The sequence below is a fragment of the Hyphomicrobium sulfonivorans genome (assembly GCF_013306565.1).
GTDB lineage: Bacteria > Pseudomonadota > Alphaproteobacteria > Rhizobiales > Hyphomicrobiaceae > Hyphomicrobium_A > Hyphomicrobium_A sulfonivorans.
On record NZ_PZPO01000005.1, the window covers coordinates 20785 to 41958 of the forward strand.

A 21174-nucleotide genomic window follows, 5' to 3' on the forward strand; every position below is an offset into this window, starting at 1 on the left:
AGGACACTGTCGCAGTCGCCTGTAACCCATTGAACCAAGAGAAAATCCCGTCCGGTTCAACAGATGTGGGAGCATTGTGGGAACACGTCAAGTCATCAGATGCTCTTAGTTCTGGAGATGGCAACGACCGGGCCACGTCAATCTTTGACATCGCGATCTATTAGGGTGCGCCACTTTTTTAGGTAGGTGCCATGTGGACCTTCTAACAAGTTTGGATGCGCCTTCAGCAAACTGAGCAGCGCTCCGACGCCGCCATCCCAATCCGACAGGGGGCTGCGTGGCTGCACTTGCCATCCTAATGCTTCTAGGCTGAAGCGACTGCGAAGCTGATTTCGCGCCATGCTTGTTGTGATCCAGTTGCCGCCAGCCTCCGCTCCTCCAATGGAGATTGGATTGATGTGCTCCAAGCTCGCGGTGTGTGACCAGTAAGCTTCGTGGGTTTCCTCCGATTTCCAATTCGGGTGGTACGGCACGGTTTCTGGCCAAAGAGCCGACAAGGCCCTCAAGTATGCGGGAAGAAGCAGGAGATCACCCGTATAGCGACAGCGGAAGCCGTCATCGCGGAATACGCGCAATTTCTCAGTGTCACTGGTCGATCTAGCCGAGCGGGATGCTCCGACGTGCGCCCACGCTTGGCGAAGCAGTTGTTCGCCTTCATCGACGGTACGAAGAGCGGCTGCATTGCCTGCTGATACTAACAGCCGTGCGCCAGTATCGTGGCCGGCAGCTTTGTTCCCCATCATTCGATCGTGACCGATACAGGACCGTCGTCGCTCGGGATGATGGCCTTCACAGTGAGAGGTTTGGCGGTTGGCAGCGTCAGTTTCAGTTCAACTACACGAACACCCTCACCGCACCCGAAGTTATCTGTCAGCCCTTCGACTGCCTCCTGGGCGCTCTCGTGACTGGCGAAGCACTGATCTTCAGTATTGTAGGCAACCCAAACAGTGCAGACAGACATTGTCTCTCCATATTCGTTGGTGCCAACTGGCAATATCCTCAACGTCTACACAATCGCGAGATGCATTGTAATATGCGTTCGATGTGGATTGGGGCATGATGATTTTATCAAGCAATTTCAATTTCCTGAGCGAAGGCGACGGCAAGCTGTTCCGGCTGGCGGCGCTAGCGGAGCGCTATTTTCCGGAAGATCCTGGAACAGCGATAGTGAAGCTGCGCCAGTTCGCAGAGCACATGTCAAAGGAGATCGCAGCTCGTCATGCGGTCTATTTGGGCGAACGTGAGACGTTTGATGAAACGCTACGTCGTTTGTCGTACGACCGAATAATTCCTAGGGAAGCGGCGGACGTATTCCACGGTCTTCGCAAGCTTGGAAACAATGCCGTCCATGAAGACAGGGGCGGTCACGCTGAGGCGCTAACGGCTCTTAAATTCGCCCGCCAACTTGCGATTTGGTTCCATCGTACTTATGCGAAACAACCGAACTTCAAGGCCGGACCGTTCGTTCCTCCTTCAGCGCCGGTCGATGCTGCTGCTTCACTAAAAGAAGAAATCGCAGCTCTCCTTCTCAAGGTTTCGCAAAGTGAGGATGAGGCTGCTAGGGCGAAACGGGAGGCCGAGGGCCATGCCCGTGCCTTGGAAAGCATCGAGCAACGTCTTGCAAGAGAAGCGGAAGAGCGGGCGATTTGGGAAAAGCTTGCTCAGGAGACAGAAGCAGAGAAGGTCGAGATTACTGCGCGTCTTGTTGAACTTCAGGCCGCAGCGGAGAAGACGCCAAAGTCTGAAGTGGTTGAACTTGTCCAACGCGCTGAGGAAGCGTCGAAGAAGATCGATCTGGACGAGGCCGCTACTCGGGCTTTGATCGATCAGCAGCTGCGTGATGCTGAATGGGAAGCCGACACTACAAATCTGCATTATGGAACCGGCACCCGACCAGCCAAAGGACGCAATCTCGCAATTGCCGAATGGCCTACTTCAAACGGTCGAGCTGACTATGCGTTATTCGTGGGTTTGAAGCTCGTTGCCGTTGTGGAAGCCAAGCGCAAACGCAAGAACATTTCCGCCGCCATAGATCAAGCCGAGCGTTATTCGACCAGCATCTCGGAGCACCCTGATTTTGTTCTCGCGGGCGGCCCATGGGGCGAGCATAAGGCTCCGTTCGTCTTTGCCGCCAACGGGCGTTCTTACCTAAAGCAGATCGATACGGAGAGTGGGGTCTGGTTTCGCGATACCCGCCGCCCTGCAAATCACCGCCGCGCACTTGTCGATTGGTACACCCCTCAGGGCTTAGAAAGCCAGCTTGAGGTTGATCAGGACGCCGCAGCGGCGGCCCTTAAATCACTTGCATTCGACTTTGGCTTTCCGCTGCGCGACTATCAACAAAATGCAATCTGTGCAGTTGAAGCCGCTCTCGACGCGGAACAGCGCACGATGCTACTCGCTATGGCCACGGGCACTGGAAAAACGAAGCTGGCGATCGCAATGCTCTATCGCTTGCTTGCGACTAAGCGCTTCCGACGAATTTGCTTCGTCGTGGATCGCTCAGCGCTAGGCCATCAGGCCGAGGGTGAGTTCTCGACCACCAAGATTGTATCGGGCAAGGCGTTTGCGGAAGTTTTTGGTCTGAAGGGGTTGAACGATGCGGTACCGGCGGCGGAGACCAAAGTTCACATTTGCACCATCCAAGGATTGGTGAAGCGCGTTCTCTATCCATCAAAAAGTTCAGACGCACCTCCCATAGATCAGTACGATCTTTTGGTCATTGATGAGTGCCATCGGGGCTATCTGCTCGACCGTGAAATGTCTGACACTGAGCTGAGCTTCAGAGGAGAGGACGACTACATCTCAAAATATCGTCGTGTTCTTGAATACTTCGACGCGGTGAAAATTGGGCTCACGGCTACTCCTGCGCTCCACACGACGGACATCTTTGGCGAGCCGATTTTCAAATACTCCTACAGAGAGGCCGTCATTGAGGGCCACCTGATCGACCACGAGCCTCCCGTGAGGATCGAAACCGCGCTGGCGAGAGCGGGAATTGTGTTCAACAAGGATGACGCGGTCGACCTGCTGAACACGCAAACCGGAGAGGTCGACCTTGCGCATCTTCCAGATGAATTGCGCTTCGAGGTTGAGCACTTCAACAAGCAGGTGATCACGGAAGATTTCAATCGCGTCGTCGCCGAAGAGCTCGCGCGACACATTGATCCTGCACTTCCAGGCAAGACACTTATCTTCGCTGCCACAGACGCCCATGCGGATATCGTTGTAAAGGCGGTCAAGCGAGCTTTTGCTGATGCCTACGGTGACATTGACGACGCCGCAGTTAAGAAAATTACGGGGAGCGTCGACAAAGTTCAGACGTTGATCCGCTCATTCCGAAACGACGCCAATCCGAAGATCGTAGTCACCGTGGATCTTCTCACCACCGGCGTGGATGTGCCATCAATCACCAACCTAGTCTTTTTACGCCGGGTGAACAGCCGCATTCTGTATGAGCAAATGGTCGGCCGCGCGACGCGTAAGTGCCCTGAGGTTGGCAAAGAGGTGTTCCGCATATTCGATGCGGTAGATCTCTATCCGCACTTGCAAAATCTCACCGATATGAAGCCGGTCGTCGTAAATCCATCGATCAGCTTTGAACAGCTGGTCAAAGAGCTGGTTGCTGTTGACCAGGGTGCGCAGCGCGAGGTTGTTCGCGAGCAGCTGGCGGTAAAGCTGCGGAGACGGATAGACAAGCTGCCACCTGAAGCGCGTTCCAAGTTCGAGGCCGCCGTTGGTGAGACGCCCGAGCAAACTCTCCAGCGCGTCCTCAGCGCAGATCCTGTGGAGCTTGCTGAGTGGTTTTCGACGCGTGTCGCCGCCGGTCCTATTCTCGATTGGCAAAACGGTTCGAGCAAGCCGCGCCAAGTCCCGATCTCGCATCATCCGGACGAGGTTGTTGCGGTGACACGAGGTTACGGAGAAGCCACCAAGCCGGAAGACTTTATCGATGGCTTCACTGCCTTCATCCAGGACAATATCAACACGATCGCCGCATTGAAGATCGTCGTTCAGCGGCCTCGGGACCTTACTCGCGCTGACTTGAAAGCATTGCGCTTGGCGCTGGACTTGAAGGGGTACTCGGAAGCCAATCTACGCCGCGCCTGGGCGGACGCAAAGAATGCCGACATCGCTGCGTCGATCATTGGATTTGTGCGCCAGGCAGCGTTAGGAGATCCTCTCACACCCTATGGTGACCGGGTCAGGGCGGCGATGCAAAACATCATCGCCAGCCGTGTCTGGACCGATCCACAAAAGCGGTGGCTAAAGCGGATCGGCGAGCAGATCGAGAAGGAAGTTGTGGTAGATCGATGCGCAATTGATCGAGAACCGTTTGTTGCTGATGGTGGGTTCGAGCGACTGAACAAGGTATTCGGCGGTCAACTCGACGCCGTCCTTGCCGAAATCAACGAAGAACTGTGGAAGCTAGTTAGCTAAATGCCCTATCCAGATTTCTCAGAGTTTACTTTTGGATATTCCATTGTGCGCCAGATCGAGGACGTCTTGGGCGGGCAGACTGTAGTGCCATGTTTCCAACTCAGCATCAAGAGGCTACTGGGGGATATGACGTAAGCTTCCTGCAGCACGGAGTTCCTTTATTTATTCAGTTTAAGCGGTCTGAAGTTATGCGCCGCAAGTCATGCTGCGAGTGCAAGGACAAAAATGCGGCGCTTCAGCCACCTATTTTCCGGATGCACCTGCATAAGGCTAATAAATATAAGCAGCACTTTTTAATGCAGGAACTTGAAAGCAGTGGCAACGTCGCAGTGTATTGCACCAGTGCAGTCGCGGATAAGAGAGCTCTTGACGCACTCTATTTGAAGGGGCGGGTCTTTGATGCTGCAACCGTATTCGCCCCCTGCGAGATTAATCTTCCATCACTAGATGACGATCATCATGTTTCGTTCTGTCATGGATCGAAAAACGCATGGGTGTACTCAAAAGAGGGCACGCCATTTGCTCGAAAAACTATCACTTTCGGAGACATTCTGGAGAGGTTAAGGGAGCGCAAGGACGTCCCTATCAAAAGCCAAATTGATCAAATCAGGGAGCTAGTCGAAGACTTCGATAGAATTGGGGCTGAAAAAATGGCCGAACGTCAGCGATTAAAGCGAGAGTATCCTTTTAGCCATACTCCGACCGGGAGTGATACTCCACCGCAAATTCGGACGGTTGAAGAGAGCAAGGCCGAACAGCATGAACGCCGCGCCCGCACCCGTAACATTGAGAGCGTGGTAAAACGTGCAGCGATTGAAGCTTTTTTCGAGGCCGATACTCTGCTTTTGTCGATTTCTCGAAGGGCACTCGCGTAATGATCACCGCCACGACTACCACGACTACCACCACCACCACCGACATCGTCGCCAAGCTTTGGTCGCTATGTAACGTGTTGCGCGATGACGGCGTCACTTACAACGAGTATGTGACCGAACTGACGTTTCTTCTGTTCCTGAAGATGCTCGAAGAAACGAAAAAAGAGGATCGGCTCTCAAAGCAGTACCGCTGGGCCGAACTGGCAAAGCGCGAGGGGTTAGATCAACTCGACTATTACAAGCGTCTGCTGCTCGACCTCGGCAAGCCCGAGACAACGGACGAGCTTGTTCGCGCCATCTTTACGGATGCACAGACGCGTCTCCGCAAGCCAACCAATCTCAAGGCGCTTACATCTCACATCAATCAACTAGATTGGTTCTCGGCCCGCGAAGAAGGCTTGGGAACGCTCTATGAGGGCCTGCTGGAGAAGAACGCCGCGGACAAGAAGTCAGGCGCTGGGCAGTACTTCACGCCGCGTCCACTCATCGACTGCATCGTGCGTCTGATGAAGCCTCAGCCGGGCGAGGTGGTGCAAGATCCTGCTGCGGGGACGGCGGGGTTTCTGGTGGCAGCGGACCGCTACGTTAAGGATAAGACGGACGACCTCTATAAGCTGCCCGCTGAGAAGGCGCACTTTCAACGCCACCATGCTCTTAATGGGGCGGAACTGGTGCCCGACACGCATCGCCTCTGCATGATGAACCTCCTGTTGCATGGGATCGAAGGCGGCGTGGCTCTAGCGGACACCCTGTCGCCGGATGGCGAGCAGCTTCCGAAGGCGGACCTCATTCTCACCAACCCGCCCTTTGGAACCAAGAAAGGTGGGGGGCGGCCCACGAGGTCTGACTTCTCAGTGACAGCCGATACGTCGAACAAGCAGCTGGCCTTCGTCGAACACATTGTCCGCGCTCTCGAGCCTGGCGGTCGCGCGGCGGTGGTGGTGCCGGACAACGTGTTGTTTGAGGACAACACCGGGCGGCGACTGCGCACATGGCTCATGGAGCTGTGCAGCCTGCATACAATCCTGCGGCTGCCCACCGGCATCTTCTACGCACAAGGAGTGAAGACCAACGTGCTGTTCTTCCAGCGCGGCAAGACGGATAAGGCGAATACTAAGGCGGTGTGGGTCTATGACCTGCGGGCCAACATGCCCGCCTTCGGCAAGACCAGACCGCTCACGATTGCGGACTTTGCCGAGTTTGAAAAAGCCTATGGCAGCGCACCCAATGGTGGGGACAAGCGGAAGGATCATGGCGAAGACGGCCGCTGGCGTTGCTTCACGCGCGAAGAGATCGCAGGCCGTAACGATAATCTCGACATCTCCTGGCTGCGCGACACGGAAGCTGAGGCCGAAGAGGCGCTGACGGAGCCTGAGGACATTGCGGCCGCCATCATTGGCCACCTCAAGGCCGCGTTGGAGGAAGTTGAGGCGCTGTCGGAGGAGTTGGATCCGAATGGCGACGCGGAGACAGTGCCGCCGACTGCGGAGGCTGCGGAATGAGAGCGTTGCCGCAAGGGTGGCACCTCGCAACCTTGGAGGAGATCATTTCGGTCCGAAATGGCTTTGCATTCAAAAGCGCAGATTTCTGCAGCGCTGGTGTGCCTGTTGTAAGACAATCGAATTTGACGGGCACCACCGTGGATCTGTCGGATTGTGTGTACGTCTCGGAGACCATAGCCAAGGCATGTTCAAACTTTCGGGTCCAACGCGGTGACCTTTTGCTGGGGATGTCGGGCTCAATAGGGGAGCCTAGCACCTACCTGTACGAATTCGACGCATTACAAAATCAGCGAACCGGCCTCATTCGCTTCTTTGTGGATGATGACGCCCACCGATGTTTCGTGAAACACGCATTGGCGTTCTTCGAACGGGAATATGTCGCTCGTGGCAAAGGAATCGGCGTTCAAAATGTAAGTTCGAAGGACATCGAAAGAACCGAGGTCCCGCTGCCGCCACTCCCCGAACAGCGGCGGATCGTGGCGAAGATCGACAGCCTGTCCGCCAAGTCCCGACGCGCCCGCGATCACCTCGACCACATTCCTCGGCTGGTGGACAAGTACAAACAGGCGATCTTAGCCGCCGCGTTTCGAGGAGAGCTGACGCGTGAATGGCGTCAAGTTCATGGAACGCAACACCCCTGGGAGACGATACCTGCTGGTGGTGTAATTCAAGATGTCGTCGCCGGAAAAAACCTGCGCTGCGAAGAGCGACCGCCCGCCCCCCATGAGCGAGGCGTTGTGAAAGTTAGCGCTGTGACTTGGGGCTCGTTCGATCCACAAGCGACCAAGACCCTTCCCGCGGACTTCTGTCCACTAGATCACACACGCATTCAGTCTGGAGATTTTCTCATCTCCCGTGCCAATACGTTGGAGCTAGTCGGTGCTGTGGTCATCGTGCAGGATACGCCGCCCAATCTTTTCCTGAGCGACAAAATTCTCAGGCTTGAGATGGAGGAGGGTGCCAAGCGGTGGATGCTTTGGTTCCTGCGGTCGCCGAGTGGCCGAGCTGCAATAGAAGAGGCTGCGACCGGCAACCAGCTTTCAATGCGAAACCTCAGCCAAGTCGCTCTTCGTGAAATCGACATCCCTTGGCCAAATGAACGCGAGCGTGTGGAAATCGTCCGGCGAATTGAGACCGCCTTCGCGGGGATTGATCGCCTCTCCGACGAGGCTACCAGCGCCCGCAAGCTCATTGACCATCTCGATCAGGCCGTCCTCACCAAGGCATTCCGCGGCGAGCTGGTGCCGCAAGATCCGAGTGACGAGCCCGCTAGCGCCCTTTTAAAGCGCATAAGGGCGGAGCGAGCGGCCGGAAAGTCCGGGAAGCGCAAGACGGAGCGAGCGTAAATCCCACTGGCGGGAGCGTCATCTTCAACACGTGGCGGCACTCATCGGCTCAAGGTCATCAGTGTCGGTGAAATGTCGAGCGAATAAAAACACTGAGCCGCGAACGGAGACGCTCACATTTGCTTCGGATGGCTTCGTATTTCCTCGTAGCTGCTTTTGGCTGCTGTTCGGCTTGCTCTCTTCGTCGTCGCCATCGTCTCCTCCTAGGATGAGTGCCACTAACCATCCTTTGTGACCCAGTGTCATTGACAGTGCCTCAACTCGTTCTTACGGTGCCATAAGTCGGTGCCAACGGATGGGGTGGGGAATGGCGAAGACGTTGTTCTACGCGCGGGTATCAACGCGAGACCAGAAGCTGGATCTTCAGCTCGATGCAGCGGGAAAGCTTGGGGTCAAGACTGCCGACATCTACGTCGAAAAGGCGTCGGGCGCTCGCCACGACAGACCGATGCTAGCGAAGGCGCTAGATGAGCTAAAGCCCGGCGACACGCTCGCTTGCTATAAGTTGGACCGCATTGGACGCAGCGTCGTGCACGTCGCCAAGCTGCTCGCGGATTTGGAGGAGCGTGGCGTTCACTTCCGTACGGTTGAGGACGGGCTCAACACCCAAGGGCCGACTGGCAAGCTAATCCTGCATGTCCTCGGAGCTGTCGCTCAGTTCGAGCGCGACCTCATCCTAGAGCGCACGAAAGCGGGGTTGGCGGCGGCGAGGAAGCGCGGCACTCGGCTCGGTCCGCCGATCAAGTGGTCGCCGGATATGGCGATGAAGGCTCGTCGTCTCATGACGAGGGACGGTCTTAACGCAGACGATGCGGCGAAGGTGCTGGGTGTGAGCCGCCGAACGATGTTTCGAGGCCTGAAAGCGGCTCGTGAACACGATGAACTGCTTCGTGCCGATTGAGACTGTTGCGGAAGAGCACCCTGTGGGGGGGGGGATTTCCGCTGCTGCTGATATTCAAATGCCACTTCGAACGTTCGTATCAAAACATTTGGTTGGCGTTCATGCATTAATGGGGGGCTGAACCTCTATACAGGATAAGAATATCCAACCCCCCATTTCAGTTGCTAGGCAGTTCTCATCGTTTCAGCAGGTATGATCGAGAACCTCGCCCTCTGCCAGTTGTCACATAGCGTACGCCACGATGGGCTAATGCCTTCGTCAGGTCATGGTCGTCGTCTCTCAGCACACATCGCAGGTCTTTTTCGGCGCTTTGTGACAGCTCCAGTTCCGACCTGATGAGTGACATCGGTGTTTCCCCCGGCTGTCTGTTTCCCATGAATGCCAGTAACGCTTCATGCGATGAGCCTCGACGCACACGTTCGCATGGTCCATCCATCTCAAAGTTCCAGGATACGGTGACAGCGCCGGGCATCTCTTCCTCCAGATGCTCTAGGATTGCGTCTCCATCAGATCCGCGCGGTAATACGATGAAAACGTCGGTCGGCGGACAATTGCCTTCAGCGTCGATAACCCGACGACAGCGTACGCGATTGACGGCTTGGATTACCGACACTGCAATCTGCCGACGCAGCATTTCCTGACGCACATCGCGATACGCCCCCCAAGAGGGTTGCTCGAGCCAACTGTTGTCTTGCAATCCTTGAAGGGCGAAGAACGTGTTCGTAGCCCAAGCTGTGTCGCGATATTGAAGGCCAAATATCACGACTGCGTCGTGGTCATTCCAGTCATTCTTACCGTCAACTGCACCCCAGTGCGTCAGCGAATAGGTGTCGAACTTTGGAGAGCAGTTGAGTGCGATGTGTTCGATGTTCTTATGGACGCACAATAGAAGTTTCCTGTCTGGGGTAAGCTGTTGTTCGAGGTTGGCAATCAGTCGTGGAATGCGAACTTTTCCTTTCTCCGTCATCTTGCCTTTGCCGACGCCATTGCCACGGGCAACGTGGATCTTCACATTGGCGTAGTTGCGAGTGCCGGTGGGGATGGCCGCGATGTTTGCGCGGGTCCCCAGTAGTCGCCAAGAGAAGTTTTGGGAGGCTGTTGCGTCTAGGACGACAGGGCCAGGTAGCCCTGGTGGAATTAGTAGCTGGCTGGAGTTGAAGGTGTCGTCTTTGCCTTTGCGGTAATAGTACGCCCAACGCCTCATGATCGCTTCACAATCTTTGAGCGTTCGATCCACTTTGGCAGCGATCCTCTGACGATCGTAAAGACTATCTTTTTGCAACGTGATCAGGTCGTAGCGGATGCTCGCCATCGCATCGCGTAGCGCTCCCATATCGTAGGCGGCTGGATTTTTCCGGTAGTCATCATATCCCTCACGCCAGACGATCTGAGCTGTGATGGAGTTGGCAGGTTCGGCATGGAAAATTGCAATCTTCTCCATCATTTCGCGGATTTTTTCGAGTGCCTCCACTTGGGCGGAGAAGTTCCGTCTTAGCGATGGCCCTATGAAGCCAAGAGTGAGGCGTATGTCCTCAGCCTTGATCTTGTTTTCTTCGACGATGCCCGACAGTGCTTCATCAATGATGGTAAGGCGACGTGGACCGTGATCCCATGTCGTGAACTCTTCCCAGCGTCCGGACTGTTCTTTGCTGAGGCATTCCAACGCTCGCGTGTACGCCTCGTGGGTAATGACGAGCACGTCGGCGGCCTGCATGGCCAAAGTGTGCTGAGGCGCTTCCGAGTGCGAGGCACGCACTCTATCAGTGTCACTCGGATCATCAGCCAGTTCCTTGATTGCCTCTCCGATTTCGTTCGCTTGGGCAATGGTGCGAGTGACTACGAGTATGCCGAGCGGTTCCGAACACAGGCGGTTTTTGCTGATTGTGAGTGCAGCGTAGACGCAAAGACCTTGCGTCTTGCCGGAGCCAGTCGGTGGTTGAAGGACTTGCCACTGTGTGTTGCCGGAGTTGCTCGCGTGGACTGCACGAGCAAAAGTTGCGGCCATTTCTTGCCAAAGAAGTTCAAGCTTAGGAGAAGAGATGTTGCCGAGCGAGTGCCAGCGGTCCGTCATGGCCGCAGTGAACTCCTCAGGCGACACCAGACAAAAGTCTGACGTTCCCAATATGGGGCTCCTTCAATTTGGGTGAGGGCTTGCTGTCTCAAACGCGGACGCATGAAGTTGCGGCCTGGGAGTGATGTTGGTACATCTCGCAAGCGTTTGGTGGGTAGAAGGAGCCACCTAATTAGTAAGGCTATGTATTTAAATTGTTTTTGTTGTTTTGCTCGCCTTGGCGACTTTGTCTCGCCACAGAGCCAGCCGAACTTTCTTCTCCGCCTGTGCGTCGTCGTAGGCAACCAGGCGATCCATTAGCCCATTGTTCCACAATGCCTGTTCGTCGGCTGCCATGTATTTTTCGAACAGTTCCCACATCTCCTGCTCTAGCTGCTCGGGCGCCTTCGACCAACACGAGCTGAATACAAAGGAGTATAGGAACTGGGCGAAGAAGCCATCCCAAGCCATCCAGTTAGAATATTTCGGTCCGTAACGCTGATTGTACTCTGCCTCGATCCGCTCGAAAGTCTCGACAACTACTGAGAATGGGCCGTGCAGTTTTACTTTGCAGTTTCCATGATAGAAATTCCAGAATAGGTGCTGCTGTTCCCTGATCCTGACGCCAGTTGTTGCGCCGCCTTTGCGAGCGGCGGCGAGGTGTCTCAGCTTGTTTGCAAAGCTCCGCTCGCTCCAAGTTTTAGGAACACCGGGCACAAGCGTCTGCTTCGCCTTCCATCGATGTTTCGCGGCGTTGCTCGCCCGTTTTTTGCGTAGGTATTTCGAGGGCTGGTTCCGTCCGGCGCTATCCTTGCCAGCTTTGCTGCTCATTTTGCCTCCGCAGAAGTGAAAGCAGCGGAAAGCGGCTGACTGTTTGATACGGCAAACTCTGACCATTCAACGCGAGCTATAGCTTCTGCTAGCACGGCTAGGGGAAGGCCCTTCTGGTACACGCGCTGATCGACCGACGTGCCTTCGTGGCCGAGCAGCTCATTCCGAATATCTTCGATGACGTGCGCGGCGGTAAGTTTCGTCGTCACGCCGCCGCGGAACGCATGATAGTCGAGGCCCCTCTCGTAGAGACCTATGTCCTTGCGATAGCGCGACCACCACTTTGTGAAGGTGTAGCCGAGCTTCTGGTCCGGTCCACCCGGCTGCAATTTTGGGAAGATCCGATCGGTAGGATCGGGGGCAGTCGCTTCAACGTACCGAAGAAAGCCAAGTTCTCGGACGCGTGGATGAATTGGCACCCTTCTTTTTGACTGTTCGTTTTTTACCTGCTTGCCGTCATCGTCATTGATGTCGAGGAACCAAATTTCTCCTTCACATCGCACGTCACTGCGGACGAGCTGCGCAAATTCTTCCAGCCTGTTGCCGTGGAACAGGCCTAGGATCGGCAACCAATATTTTTCGTCTTTAATGATCAGAGATCCGGCTGTTGATCGCCGCGTTTCAGACAAGCAGCCCGTCCAGACCGGAGAAGCAAAGAGTTTTTGAAGTTTTTCTCCTTCCCACATCTGCCGTTTGTTTCGGGCGCGGCCTTTGGTCGGGAACTCGAAGCCATGCGCTGGGTTTTCTCCGACGTATTCTCCACGTCGTTTCAAGTATGCAAAGAGGCGTCCAAGCGCTGAGAAGTGGCGCTTCACCGTCTTCATGGTCATTCTTGGATGACCGGTGCCCTTTGTGCGCTTTACGATCTCGGAAAGGGGCAGTGATGACCATTCCTTGCTCTTGGAGTACAGCGCTGGGAGTCCTCGTAGAAGATCGTAGAACTGCGTCAGGTCCTTTCGCGCGTACTGCGAAACCGGGCGGTCGCCGCAGCATTCAGCGAACATGCGATACGTGGCGCGGTTCTGCGCAAGGGTCTGACCGCGCCAGCCTTGTTCCTGCGTCATCAATTCGATGAACGGCGGGAGCGCCTCCGAGAACGTGGGACCGCTGTCCGTTGCTGGTTTAGCCTCTTGGTCGCTACTTTTTGTCAGAAGCGGGATCGCGTTGCCCAGTTGCTCGGTATGTTCTGAGAGATCGATCTCTTCGATGAGGCCGTTCGTCAGCCACTCCTTCGATTTTCCTAGCAGCTGAACGTGCGCCTGAAGGAGGCCAAGCGCGAGCTCAACACGCTGGGGTGTCTCTAGGCCGGGTAGTAGCCTATCGGCTATGCTTTCAACTGCGCGTATATCCCTGCGGACAATGTCACGCCGCATCTGGCGTGTTTGCTGATCGATAGCGGCCAGATCAGCCTCCACGGCCGTGTAGCCGTCCCACGGGTCAGTATGGACGCCTTTTCCTACGGATGTCGTTAGGTGCTTGGTTCGAAGCTTTTGAAGCGCTTCCTGGAGATAATTTCGAAGAGCGGTTTTGATATTCGGATCTGACATTGGTCGGGTTTTGAGGAACGTTTGAAAAGCGGTGTTGAGGGATGCGGCGGCGGCTTCGGCAGCCCGATAGCATCGCGTACCAAGAGACAACGTGATCTCACCGCCGAGCGCTACCGGCAGCCTTCTTCGATACGCGTAGATCCCTCGTTTGCGGGTGATGTGGGAACATTGTGGGAGCAAAGAGGCTCACCTCCGGGTTCGAGTAATCGAACCGGACCGAAATCTCAAGATTGTTCAATGGATTACAGAAAGCGTGGCTGGGGGACTAGGAGCAGAATTTTGTCCCCAGTCAACTTACTGTGATCGCAAGAAATTCAGTATTTACGGGCCTATCTGTGCCCTCGACCTGTACCCTCAGCCTGTACCCTTGACAAGGCTGTGACATGGCAGACGAGCGGTATTTACGCAGGCGCGGACACACTTGGTTTTTCGCTATCGCCGTTCCGCGCGACCTTCGCGGTACGTTCGGTAAAGACCGGATCGTCATCTCGCTCAAGACCGGTGATCTGCGCGAGGCGCAGGATTTGCGCTGGGCCAGGCTGGCCGAAATCAACGAGCGGTTTCGCCGCGCTCGGGCTTCCGAAGATCCGCTTTCGCCGGCACGTGTTGCCGCCTTTGCCGTCGAGATCCATCAGGCGACGCTGGAGCAACTCGAAGCGCATGCGCAGCAAGGGAAGCACCCGCAGGCTGCGCCCGAGGGCGAGCATGATGAGCGGTCGCCGGAGGTCGCCGGCCTCGATCTCGCTGTAACGCAGATCGAGCAGGCGCTCGAAGACGGTGACTTTGACTCCGTTGAACAGGAAATCACTGCCTACGAGCGACGCAATGGCGTTGAGTATGAGCTAGGGCTTCGCCGCTGGTCTGTACTTGGCGAGGCCATTCTGAAGGCAAGGCATGCCGCCTATGTTGGCCGCAGCCGTGCGTTGCGCGGAGAACCGAGCGAGCCGTTTGGGCTTCCGGCGCCAGTCGATCCTGTCACCCTTCAGCGCCGCCAGACGCCGCGGCAGAGCGGCAAGCTGGCCTTTGCTGACGTGGCGAAGCGTTTCATTGCCGAGAAGCAGCGCGATCCTGCCTTTGCGCTCACCGAGCAGACACGCGGCCAGTACGAAGCGGCGTACCGTATATTCGACAGTTTCGCGCGGCAGCCCGCGCTCGATCAGGTAGACCGGAGCAAAGCCTCGGAGTTCCTCGACAAGATTGCAACGCTCAATCCGCGCTGGGGGCGTGGGCCAGGCATTCGGAAGCTGAGCTTTACCGAAATCATCGCGCGGTTTGGCAACCACACGCCTGGGCTCTCCAACAAGACCATCAATCGCTATGCGATGGCTCTCGGCATGGTTTGGAAATACGCGGAAGATCGCGACGCCTACGAGGGGAGGAACCCTTGGACGGGCCAGATGCGCCCCACGACGAAGCGCCGCGGGAACAGCGAGACGGACAAGCGCGCGTTCACATCAGCCGAGATTGCAACGCTGCTGATGTGTGGGCCGGATGCGTCTCGCGTGGTGGACGATGCGCAAGCGATGCTGCCGTGGCTAGCGCTCATCGGTGCCTATTCAGGCATGCGCTTGAATGAGATCTGCGAACTGGACGTTGCGGATGTGAAAGAGATTGGCGGCATACTTTTCTTTGATCTGACGAAGGCAAAGACGGAAGCCGGCTTGCGCGTCGTGCCGGTGCATTCGGCAATCCTGGCCGCCGGCTTTCGCGACTACATCAAGTTTGTGCACAAAGGTGCGCTGTGGCCGGGTCTGAAGGCGGGCGGGCCGGATAACAAACGGTCCTGGTATGCGAGCAAGGCGTTCACGACCTACCGCCGCGGCTTCGACCTTGTAGAAATCGACAAGGTGACAGGCCGTGATCGGCTCGATTTTCACTCACTGCGGAGATCCGCCATCACTGCGCTGAAGAATGCCGGCATTGCAGAACATGACGCTGCCGAGGTTGTTGGTCATGACCATCCGCGCGTGACCTTCGGCGTCTATCCCGATCGACATAGGCTCGCACGCCTGCAACAGATCGTGGAAGCAATTCGCTATCCGCTTGAGGACCAGTGATCTATTTTTGTCGGCGTGCGCACCACACACCTCGGTCCTCAATCAGTGCGCCGATCATGTTTTCAAATGCGAGTTATGAGCGGGATAGGCGCTTGGTTGTGTGGAAACGCAGGTTACTCTTTGAACCCTTTGGCAGCTTGAGCCAGGTTCCAGATTGTCCGTTGCAGGAAAACGGAATGCACGGCCCCGGTTTCTGAGATCTCCCGGCCAAGTGCTGTTTTTCCGAGTGCTGCCTTTGTTGCGGCCAGCCACTTCGCAGCTTGTTCGTCGCTGCCAGCCATCTGCACCGCGAGCGCCTTCTGACTGGTGGTCCAGGCTTCCCGCGTTTCGGCATTCATGCCTTTGAACTCACGGCCGATGTCGGCCAGGTGCTGCGTGACGATGCCGCCAAACATCTGATCCCAGCCGTTGGCCGCTGCCAATTCGCCAAGCTGCATCACCGTGTCAACCTTCAACCCCTCGCCATATGGGCGTTCTGGCGCGTGGTAGTCTTCAGGTCGCGCGCTTGAGACATGGCCAGGTGCAGCCGGTGGCAGCACCACTGGTTCAGCAACGTTTAATTGACTGCGAATGGAGCGGGTGAACTCACCGCTGTTGAGAGCCGCCTGGCCGAGATCGGCGCGCATGATGTCGCCAGCTTTGCGAAGCTCACTCACGCGCCACTGCTCGGCGGCAATGGCATTTGTCACATCGGCTTCAGATGCGTTGAGTTCCTCAGACATTTTCAGCTCCCGTGAATGGATCGATGTCGGCACCTTCGGCAACCACAGTAGTCTGTGTGGCGGGCGGATAGATCTGCGGGACAGTGCCATCCCATTCCGGCGCGGTGTCCTCCGTGGCCGAAACCGGTTCGGCCTGGCCCTCGCCTGCTGGCGCATCCTCGACATCGAGAATGTCAGCAAGTCCGTCGCTTGAGTGCGCGCCGATATTGTCTTCTAAAAGGGCGCGGCGAATGTAGGTGTTTGCCGCAGTGATGGCCTTGCCAAGACCACCCCAGTCGGCACCAAGCCCGCGCTGGTACTGCGCAGCCGGCCAGGTCACGCCGTGGCGCTTGGCGGCTGCATGGATCTCGTGTGCAATTAGCGCATCGAGCCGTTGCGGATGGATCATGCCTTCGATGCTCGACGGCCAGTTGGATCGCCATGCAGCACGTATCTGCACTGAGCGGTCGAGCAGATCCTTGCGCGCCTTGAGCAGATCATCACACGCCTGCGCGAAGCGCTTGGCCGCGTCGGAGCGCTCACCAGCGATCTTTACAAACTTGCGCCGAACATGCCGGTCGCGTCGCGCCGCTTCAGCATTGAGTGCAGCGACGGATTTCGCTCGGAGCTGTTCCTCGGCCAATCCAGCCAGCTCTGCGATGCTGCGATGCTCAGTAATCAAAACCTTGAGTTCTGCAATGCGTGCACGCGCTTCGGCATCGCCAGCGTGCGCCGCCAATACATGCTTCGGAATTTCAGTCTCGGCGGCTTTGATCGCGGTTTCAGCATCAACACGAATCTGCGCTGCTGCGTTGGCTTCGCGGGCAAACACGTCTGCAATGGGCTCAGCCACCTGCGCCGCTGCATAGCCAGCCTTCGAAAGGAATTTCGGCATAACCGGTTACTCCCATGAGAAACGGGGGCAGTTGCGCGTGGTCATCGCAACCGCCCCACACGGGCGCCGGAGTTGAGGACGGCGGCGCCAGATTGCTGCGCGTCAGATTTTGGAAGCTGCGGCGGCGCTCAGGACACTGAAGCCGTTTTGCTTGCGCAGCGCATTGATCCTCGCAAGTTCGGTCTCAACAGCCGCATCGCCCTGGCCGCCCTCGGCGCTGCGACGGATGCCGCTCAGATGGGTTTGCAAGCCATCGGTGTGGCCGGTCTTCCAAAACTCATCTGATCCCCGCCCTATCGGGATTGGGTTGCCGTCTCGATCCCGTTTGAAGCCCACGCCAAAGGTCGCGGTTTCCTGTTCGTGTTCTGACATCTCGGCCACAAATTTAACGCCGCTCATCTTCTCACTCCACATCCACTAAACGATGTATCTATTTGAACTTTCGATAAAAATTTGTACCCGATGTATAGCGCACCAGCCAGTCTTATGCAATAGGTTAGGGAAGTATTTACCAGTCGCATTAACAACGAGGGCGAAATGTCAGAAAATTTCTGGGCCAGTCCGAAAGTGATTGGCGACCTCTGTGGACTTTCAAAACTCGGTGTGTCCAGGGCCGTTCGGCGCTTCAATTGGCCGTGGATCCGGTCGGGAAATGCAAAGCAGAAACTCTATCGGCTATCCGCAGTTGAGCGCGATCTGAAATTACGTTTCGATCCGGCTGAAGTGAAACTTTCCATCGAAAGAAACAGCCGCGTCGCAGGTGTTTTCTCTGAGTGAATAATCGGACAGTGCCATGTGTAAGCGTAACCGAAAAAAGATCTTGTTTCAAAACGCCCAGTGGGTTGTCACGTCACGCGGTTTGCGGGCGAAAATACCTAACAGCTATTGGAAGTTTTCACGCATCGAGCTGCGGCAGTTGCGGATCGTAGATGGTGCGCCCTGCTACGAAAGCGTCTTGCTCGCCACCACCAAGGAATGGATCTGTCTCTGGCTGTTCGTTGAAGCATTCGAAGTCGCGCTGAGCATTTTCAACGGCGGTGCCAACGAAACCATTCTGGCCAACAGCATGAACGTTTATCGCCGCAGCAAAACGCGCCAGCCGGCACAACAGGTCGGGGTGCTGTCATGACACCAGCCGCAGCCATCGAACTGTTGGATGAACGCTTTCATGCGATCCCGCGCACGCAGGCCGTGGTTGACGGGTTGGCGTGCATCATTCGCGCGAAGGGCGCTTTCGCTTGCTGTTCTTGGCCACAACGGCAGCGAGCCTTCGATGTTTTGCAACGATTGTATGCGGCAGGCTTCGAACCGGCTGAAGATGCCTTGAACCGATTAGTCAACTTGCACTGAAATTGAAAAGAAAAGGGCCCCGGTTCGCCGCCGAAGCCCTTTGAAATGAAATCGAACTCAATGATGGAGATTGAGCCGTGAGTAAAAATAGCAAAACCCCCACGAAAATCAAGCCAAACCTCGCGTTTGCGCGTCAGCACATTGAATATCTGACCGGAGACCCGGAAACGGAATGCTGTTTTCGGCTCATCCACCCAAAAGCCGGGGCGGAAAATCTCACTGGAAAGCTCGCTGATCTGTGGCCACGCATGATAACCACCCAGGCGGATGGCTACGGTGTTTTTGTCGTGGTGAATGCGGGTGGCCATCAGGATAATGAAATTACCCGTGTCCGCGCGGTGTTCGTGGATGGGGATGATGTGCCGATGCCTGACAAGTGGCACATGGCGCCCGCATTCTTTGTGCAACGGAGCGACGTGCGATGGCACGCTTATTGGCGCGTGGATGACCTGCCTGTGACGGCGTTCAAGGAAGCCCAGCTTCGCCTCGCCGCATACTATAAAAGCGACACTTCCGTCTGCAACCCAAGTCGTGTGATGCGCCTTGCTGGCACGATCCACAGCAAGGATGGCAGTCCGCCCGTGGTTGTGGAACTCTGGGAGGGATTGCAAGACGTGGTGGGCTCCACCGACGCTGCGAGTGTTCTCACCGGCTTGCCGGTGATCGTGACGAAGACGCCCGAAGCGCGTGACACATCCGAAGACGTGAAGCTTGACGATCCCGGCAACGTCGAGCGCGCACGCACCCGGCTGAAGCACTACGTCGAGCAGCGTGATGTGGCTGTCAGTGGTAGCGGCGGCAATGCACGCACCTATTCTCTCATGTGTGAGATGCGCGATCTGGGGCTGTCACCCACGGGTGCGCTGGATCTGATCGAGGAAGTTTGGAACCCGCACTGCACACCGCCCTGGAGTGCCGAGGAACTGGCCGTGCTGATGAAGCATGCTTGCGACTATAAACAGAATGCCACCGGCTGTGATGCGTCAGCGCCAGCGGCGGAAGCCTTTGCACATGTGCCGAAGGAAGTGGTGCCGGAGACGCTGCCCGTTGTGATACCGAGCGATAACTGGGCTTGGCCAGCGATGATCCGGGTGGGCAAGGTGGATAAGCCCGACCCGCGTAACATCGAGAACGTACGCTACCTGATGGAAAGAGCGGGCGCCCGGCTGCGGCGCAATGAGTTCACCGGCCAAATTGATCTGCTCGGGCTGCCGCGCTACCCCGAGTTCACCGACCGGGCCGTAAATGCGCTGTTGAGCAGCGCGGGCAAGGCGCGTTTCGACATCAGCCCTGACCTACTGAGCCGCTACCTCGGCGTACTTGCAGATCGCGACACATATCACCCGGTGCGGGACTACTTGCGCGATCTGTCCTGGGATGGTGCGTCACGACTCGACGGCTGGCTTTCAACATACGCAGGCGCCACGGATACGCCTCTACATAGCGAGTTCGGCCGTGTAACGCTTCTGGGTGCCGTACACCGCGTGCTCAACCCTGGCTGGAAGTTCGACTACATGCTGGTGTTGGAGGGGCCACAGAACGCCGGCAAAAGCACCCTGTTCCGCGTCTTGGGCGGCCAATGGTTTACCGACCAGCTCAACCTCGGCGCCGACGCCAAGCATACGATTGAAGCATCGGCGGGCTTCTGGATTGTGGAGGTGCCCGAGCTGAGCGGGATGGCTCGGAAGGAAGTGGAGCGCGTCAAAGCGCAGATCACCACCCAAGCCGATACCGCCCGCCTGGCCTACGCCCGGCAGCCCGTGACGGTGCCACGGCAGTTCGTCATGGTGGGAACCACAAACGACGCGCAGTACCTGCGGGACTTGACCGGCAACAGGCGCTTCCTTCCGGTCACCATTGGCAATGTGGATCTGGCCGCCCTGGAGCGCGACAGGGACCAGCTATGGGCCGAAGCCTACCATCGGGCCACAGTGGATGGCGAGGCTGCGCTGCTACGCCCGGATGTCTTGCCGGCCGCGTCGGCTGCCCAGGCGGCGAGGCTGGTGGTCGATCCGTGGCGCGAACAGATCGAGGATCTGCTGGAGGGCATCGAGGCTGGCCGCATCCTGAAGGATGACATCTGGGGCGCAGTGGGTGGCCGGGAGGCGGCGCGGACGCAAGTGCAGGCGAACACAATCACCGCGACGATGAAGGCGCTCGGCTGGGAAGCGAGCCGTCATCGGCACCCGGTGCGCAAGACACGGGTGCACTGCTATATCAAAAACCCAACGTATGCACCCTGGCTGTACCTCAACGGTCACGAGTTCAAAATCCTCAGCGAAGCCTAAGTCCCGAGTGCGATTGTGAACGTCCTGGGTATTGTTCCGGGTATTGTCCCGGCATAAAAACCAATAAATACAGGCCTGTTCCGGGTGTCCCTAGTGTAATGATCAATATATGTGAGAATATAAACCCGTATACGCTCCATATAATGCTCCAGGGGTAATAGAGAACACCTGGACAACCCGGACACACTTGGGACAAAAGCTCCGCGCTGGCCTTTGTTTAGGCGTTCGGGCTCATAAATTGGATTAAGATTATCTCCGCAACGGATATTGCGGAGTCTCTCCCCTAGGCCGTTCTGACTGAAACAAGCCTTCCAGGCTGGGAGGCCTGCAATTGTTGGCTTTCCAGGCCGTTTTTGGGCATTTGGTACCCTTGGATTTCTAGGACATACAA

18 protein-coding genes and 1 pseudogene are annotated in these 21174 nt (G+C 56.7%); 10 read left to right on the plus strand and 9 right to left on the minus strand.

What is annotated here, in order from left to right; translation table 11 throughout:
* Positions 1-137 precede the first annotated feature (137 nt).
* Together C6Y62_RS11580 and C6Y62_RS11585 are read right to left on the minus strand one after the other, a co-directional pair.
* Entirely contained in the window at positions 138-740 is a 603-nt protein-coding gene (locus C6Y62_RS11580; protein ID WP_173954046.1) for a hypothetical protein, read from the minus strand.
* Positions 740-961: a hypothetical protein gene (locus tag C6Y62_RS11585; protein ID WP_173954047.1), complete on the minus strand. Its 222-nt coding sequence runs from the start codon at positions 959-961 to the stop codon at positions 740-742. Before C6Y62_RS11585 ends, C6Y62_RS11580 begins: the two co-directional genes overlap by 1 nt.
* A gap of 95 nt (positions 962-1056) precedes the next feature.
* Here C6Y62_RS11585 and hsdR point away from each other — a divergent pair, with 95 nt between their 5' ends.
* The 5 genes from hsdR (at position 1057) to C6Y62_RS11610 (ending at position 9064) form a co-directional block, all read left to right on the plus strand.
* A complete protein-coding gene (gene hsdR / locus C6Y62_RS11590) occupies positions 1057-4440 on the plus strand; it encodes a type I restriction-modification system endonuclease (protein WP_173954048.1) in 3384 nt (1127 codons plus the stop codon).
* An 89-nt stretch (positions 4441-4529) separates the two neighbouring features.
* Positions 4530-5315: a hypothetical protein gene (locus C6Y62_RS11595; protein WP_173954049.1), complete on the plus strand. Its 786-nt coding sequence runs from the start codon at positions 4530-4532 to the stop codon at positions 5313-5315.
* On the plus strand, positions 5315-6817 hold the full coding sequence (locus tag C6Y62_RS11600; RefSeq protein ID WP_173954050.1) for a class I SAM-dependent DNA methyltransferase: 1503 nt from the start codon (positions 5315-5317) through the stop codon (positions 6815-6817). The genes C6Y62_RS11595 and C6Y62_RS11600 overlap by 1 nt, the downstream gene beginning before the upstream one ends.
* Positions 6814-8163 carry a restriction endonuclease subunit S gene (locus C6Y62_RS11605; RefSeq protein WP_173954051.1) on the plus strand — a complete coding sequence of 450 codons (1350 nt, stop codon included), beginning with the start codon at positions 6814-6816 and terminating at the stop codon, positions 8161-8163. The genes C6Y62_RS11600 and C6Y62_RS11605 overlap by 4 nt, the downstream gene beginning before the upstream one ends.
* 307 nt (positions 8164-8470) lie before the next feature.
* The gene (locus tag C6Y62_RS11610) at positions 8471-9064 is read left to right on the plus strand and encodes a recombinase family protein (RefSeq protein WP_173954052.1); all 594 of its coding nucleotides are present in this window, start codon (positions 8471-8473) and stop codon (positions 9062-9064) included.
* Positions 9065-9239: 175 nt separating this feature from the next.
* Here the strand turns inward: C6Y62_RS11610 and C6Y62_RS11615 are convergent, their stop codons facing one another.
* The 4 genes and pseudogenes from C6Y62_RS11615 to C6Y62_RS16835 all read right to left on the minus strand — a co-directional run.
* A complete protein-coding gene (locus tag C6Y62_RS11615) occupies positions 9240-11186 on the minus strand; it encodes a DEAD/DEAH box helicase family protein (RefSeq protein ID WP_173954053.1) in 1947 nt (648 codons plus the stop codon).
* Positions 11187-11324: 138 nt separating this feature from the next.
* Positions 11325-11945, minus strand: a complete 621-nt coding sequence (locus tag C6Y62_RS11620) for a hypothetical protein (protein ID WP_173954054.1) — start codon at positions 11943-11945, stop codon at positions 11325-11327.
* Positions 11942-13492: a site-specific integrase gene (locus C6Y62_RS11625; RefSeq protein ID WP_173954055.1), complete on the minus strand. Its 1551-nt coding sequence runs from the start codon at positions 13490-13492 to the stop codon at positions 11942-11944. Before C6Y62_RS11625 ends, C6Y62_RS11620 begins: the two co-directional genes overlap by 4 nt.
* Before the next feature lie 30 nt (positions 13493-13522).
* Positions 13523-13672: pseudogene (locus C6Y62_RS16835) on the minus strand (DUF6538 domain-containing protein); the annotation flags it as partial.
* A 203-nt stretch (positions 13673-13875) separates the two neighbouring features.
* Here C6Y62_RS16835 and C6Y62_RS11630 point away from each other — a divergent pair.
* Positions 13876-15549: a site-specific integrase gene (locus C6Y62_RS11630; protein WP_173954056.1), complete on the plus strand. Its 1674-nt coding sequence runs from the start codon at positions 13876-13878 to the stop codon at positions 15547-15549.
* Between the two features lie 113 nt (positions 15550-15662).
* Here C6Y62_RS11630 and C6Y62_RS11635 read toward each other — a convergent pair whose 3' ends face one another.
* From C6Y62_RS11635 to C6Y62_RS11645, 3 genes are all read right to left on the minus strand, one after another.
* Positions 15663-16271: a hypothetical protein gene (locus C6Y62_RS11635; protein WP_173954057.1), complete on the minus strand. Its 609-nt coding sequence runs from the start codon at positions 16269-16271 to the stop codon at positions 15663-15665.
* Entirely contained in the window at positions 16264-17145 is an 882-nt protein-coding gene (locus C6Y62_RS11640; RefSeq protein WP_173954058.1) for a hypothetical protein, read from the minus strand. Before C6Y62_RS11640 ends, C6Y62_RS11635 begins: the two co-directional genes overlap by 8 nt.
* Before the next feature lie 102 nt (positions 17146-17247).
* Positions 17248-17544: a hypothetical protein gene (locus C6Y62_RS11645; RefSeq protein WP_173954059.1), complete on the minus strand. Its 297-nt coding sequence runs from the start codon at positions 17542-17544 to the stop codon at positions 17248-17250.
* Positions 17545-17682: 138 nt separating this feature from the next.
* Between C6Y62_RS11645 and C6Y62_RS11650 the strand changes: the two genes are divergently transcribed.
* The 4 genes from C6Y62_RS11650 (at position 17683) to C6Y62_RS16760 (ending at position 20783) form a co-directional block, all read left to right on the plus strand.
* Entirely contained in the window at positions 17683-17922 is a 240-nt protein-coding gene (locus tag C6Y62_RS11650) for a hypothetical protein (RefSeq protein WP_173954060.1), read from the plus strand.
* A gap of 43 nt (positions 17923-17965) precedes the next feature.
* Positions 17966-18274 carry a hypothetical protein gene (locus tag C6Y62_RS11655; RefSeq protein ID WP_173954061.1) on the plus strand — a complete coding sequence of 103 codons (309 nt, stop codon included), beginning with the start codon at positions 17966-17968 and terminating at the stop codon, positions 18272-18274.
* Positions 18271-18495: a hypothetical protein gene (locus tag C6Y62_RS11660; RefSeq protein WP_173954062.1), complete on the plus strand. Its 225-nt coding sequence runs from the start codon at positions 18271-18273 to the stop codon at positions 18493-18495. Before C6Y62_RS11655 ends, C6Y62_RS11660 begins: the two co-directional genes overlap by 4 nt.
* A 77-nt stretch (positions 18496-18572) precedes the next feature.
* On the plus strand, positions 18573-20783 hold the full coding sequence (locus C6Y62_RS16760; RefSeq protein ID WP_173954063.1) for a VapE domain-containing protein: 2211 nt from the start codon (positions 18573-18575) through the stop codon (positions 20781-20783).
* Positions 20784-21174 lie beyond the last annotated feature (391 nt).

What these genes read in the sequence shown, in the direction of transcription:
- C6Y62_RS11620 (WP_173954054.1), bottom strand. Translation starts at nt 11,945, where the DNA reads ATGAGCAGCAAAGCTGGCAAGGATAGCGCCGGACGGAACCAGCCCTCG.
- C6Y62_RS11650 (WP_173954060.1), top strand. Translation starts at nt 17,683, where the DNA reads ATGTCAGAAAATTTCTGGGCCAGTCCGAAAGTGATTGGCGACCTCTGT.
- C6Y62_RS11645 (WP_173954059.1), bottom strand. Translation starts at nt 17,544, where the DNA reads ATGAGCGGCGTTAAATTTGTGGCCGAGATGTCAGAACACGAACAGGAA.
- C6Y62_RS11605 (WP_173954051.1), top strand. Translation starts at nt 6,814, where the DNA reads ATGAGAGCGTTGCCGCAAGGGTGGCACCTCGCAACCTTGGAGGAGATC.
- C6Y62_RS11600 (WP_173954050.1), top strand. Translation starts at nt 5,315, where the DNA reads ATGATCACCGCCACGACTACCACGACTACCACCACCACCACCGACATC.
- C6Y62_RS11660 (WP_173954062.1), top strand. Translation starts at nt 18,271, where the DNA reads ATGACACCAGCCGCAGCCATCGAACTGTTGGATGAACGCTTTCATGCG.
- C6Y62_RS11635 (WP_173954057.1), bottom strand. Translation starts at nt 16,271, where the DNA reads ATGTCTGAGGAACTCAACGCATCTGAAGCCGATGTGACAAATGCCATT.
- C6Y62_RS11585 (WP_173954047.1), bottom strand. Translation starts at nt 961, where the DNA reads ATGTCTGTCTGCACTGTTTGGGTTGCCTACAATACTGAAGATCAGTGC.
- C6Y62_RS11640 (WP_173954058.1), bottom strand. Translation starts at nt 17,145, where the DNA reads ATGCCGAAATTCCTTTCGAAGGCTGGCTATGCAGCGGCGCAGGTGGCT.
- hsdR (WP_173954048.1), top strand. Translation starts at nt 1,057, where the DNA reads ATGATGATTTTATCAAGCAATTTCAATTTCCTGAGCGAAGGCGACGGC.
- C6Y62_RS11610 (WP_173954052.1), top strand. Translation starts at nt 8,471, where the DNA reads ATGGCGAAGACGTTGTTCTACGCGCGGGTATCAACGCGAGACCAGAAG.
- C6Y62_RS11630 (WP_173954056.1), top strand. Translation starts at nt 13,876, where the DNA reads ATGGCAGACGAGCGGTATTTACGCAGGCGCGGACACACTTGGTTTTTC.
- C6Y62_RS11595 (WP_173954049.1), top strand. Translation starts at nt 4,530, where the DNA reads ATGTTTCCAACTCAGCATCAAGAGGCTACTGGGGGATATGACGTAAGC.
- C6Y62_RS11580 (WP_173954046.1), bottom strand. Translation starts at nt 740, where the DNA reads ATGGGGAACAAAGCTGCCGGCCACGATACTGGCGCACGGCTGTTAGTA.
- C6Y62_RS11625 (WP_173954055.1), bottom strand. Translation starts at nt 13,492, where the DNA reads ATGTCAGATCCGAATATCAAAACCGCTCTTCGAAATTATCTCCAGGAA.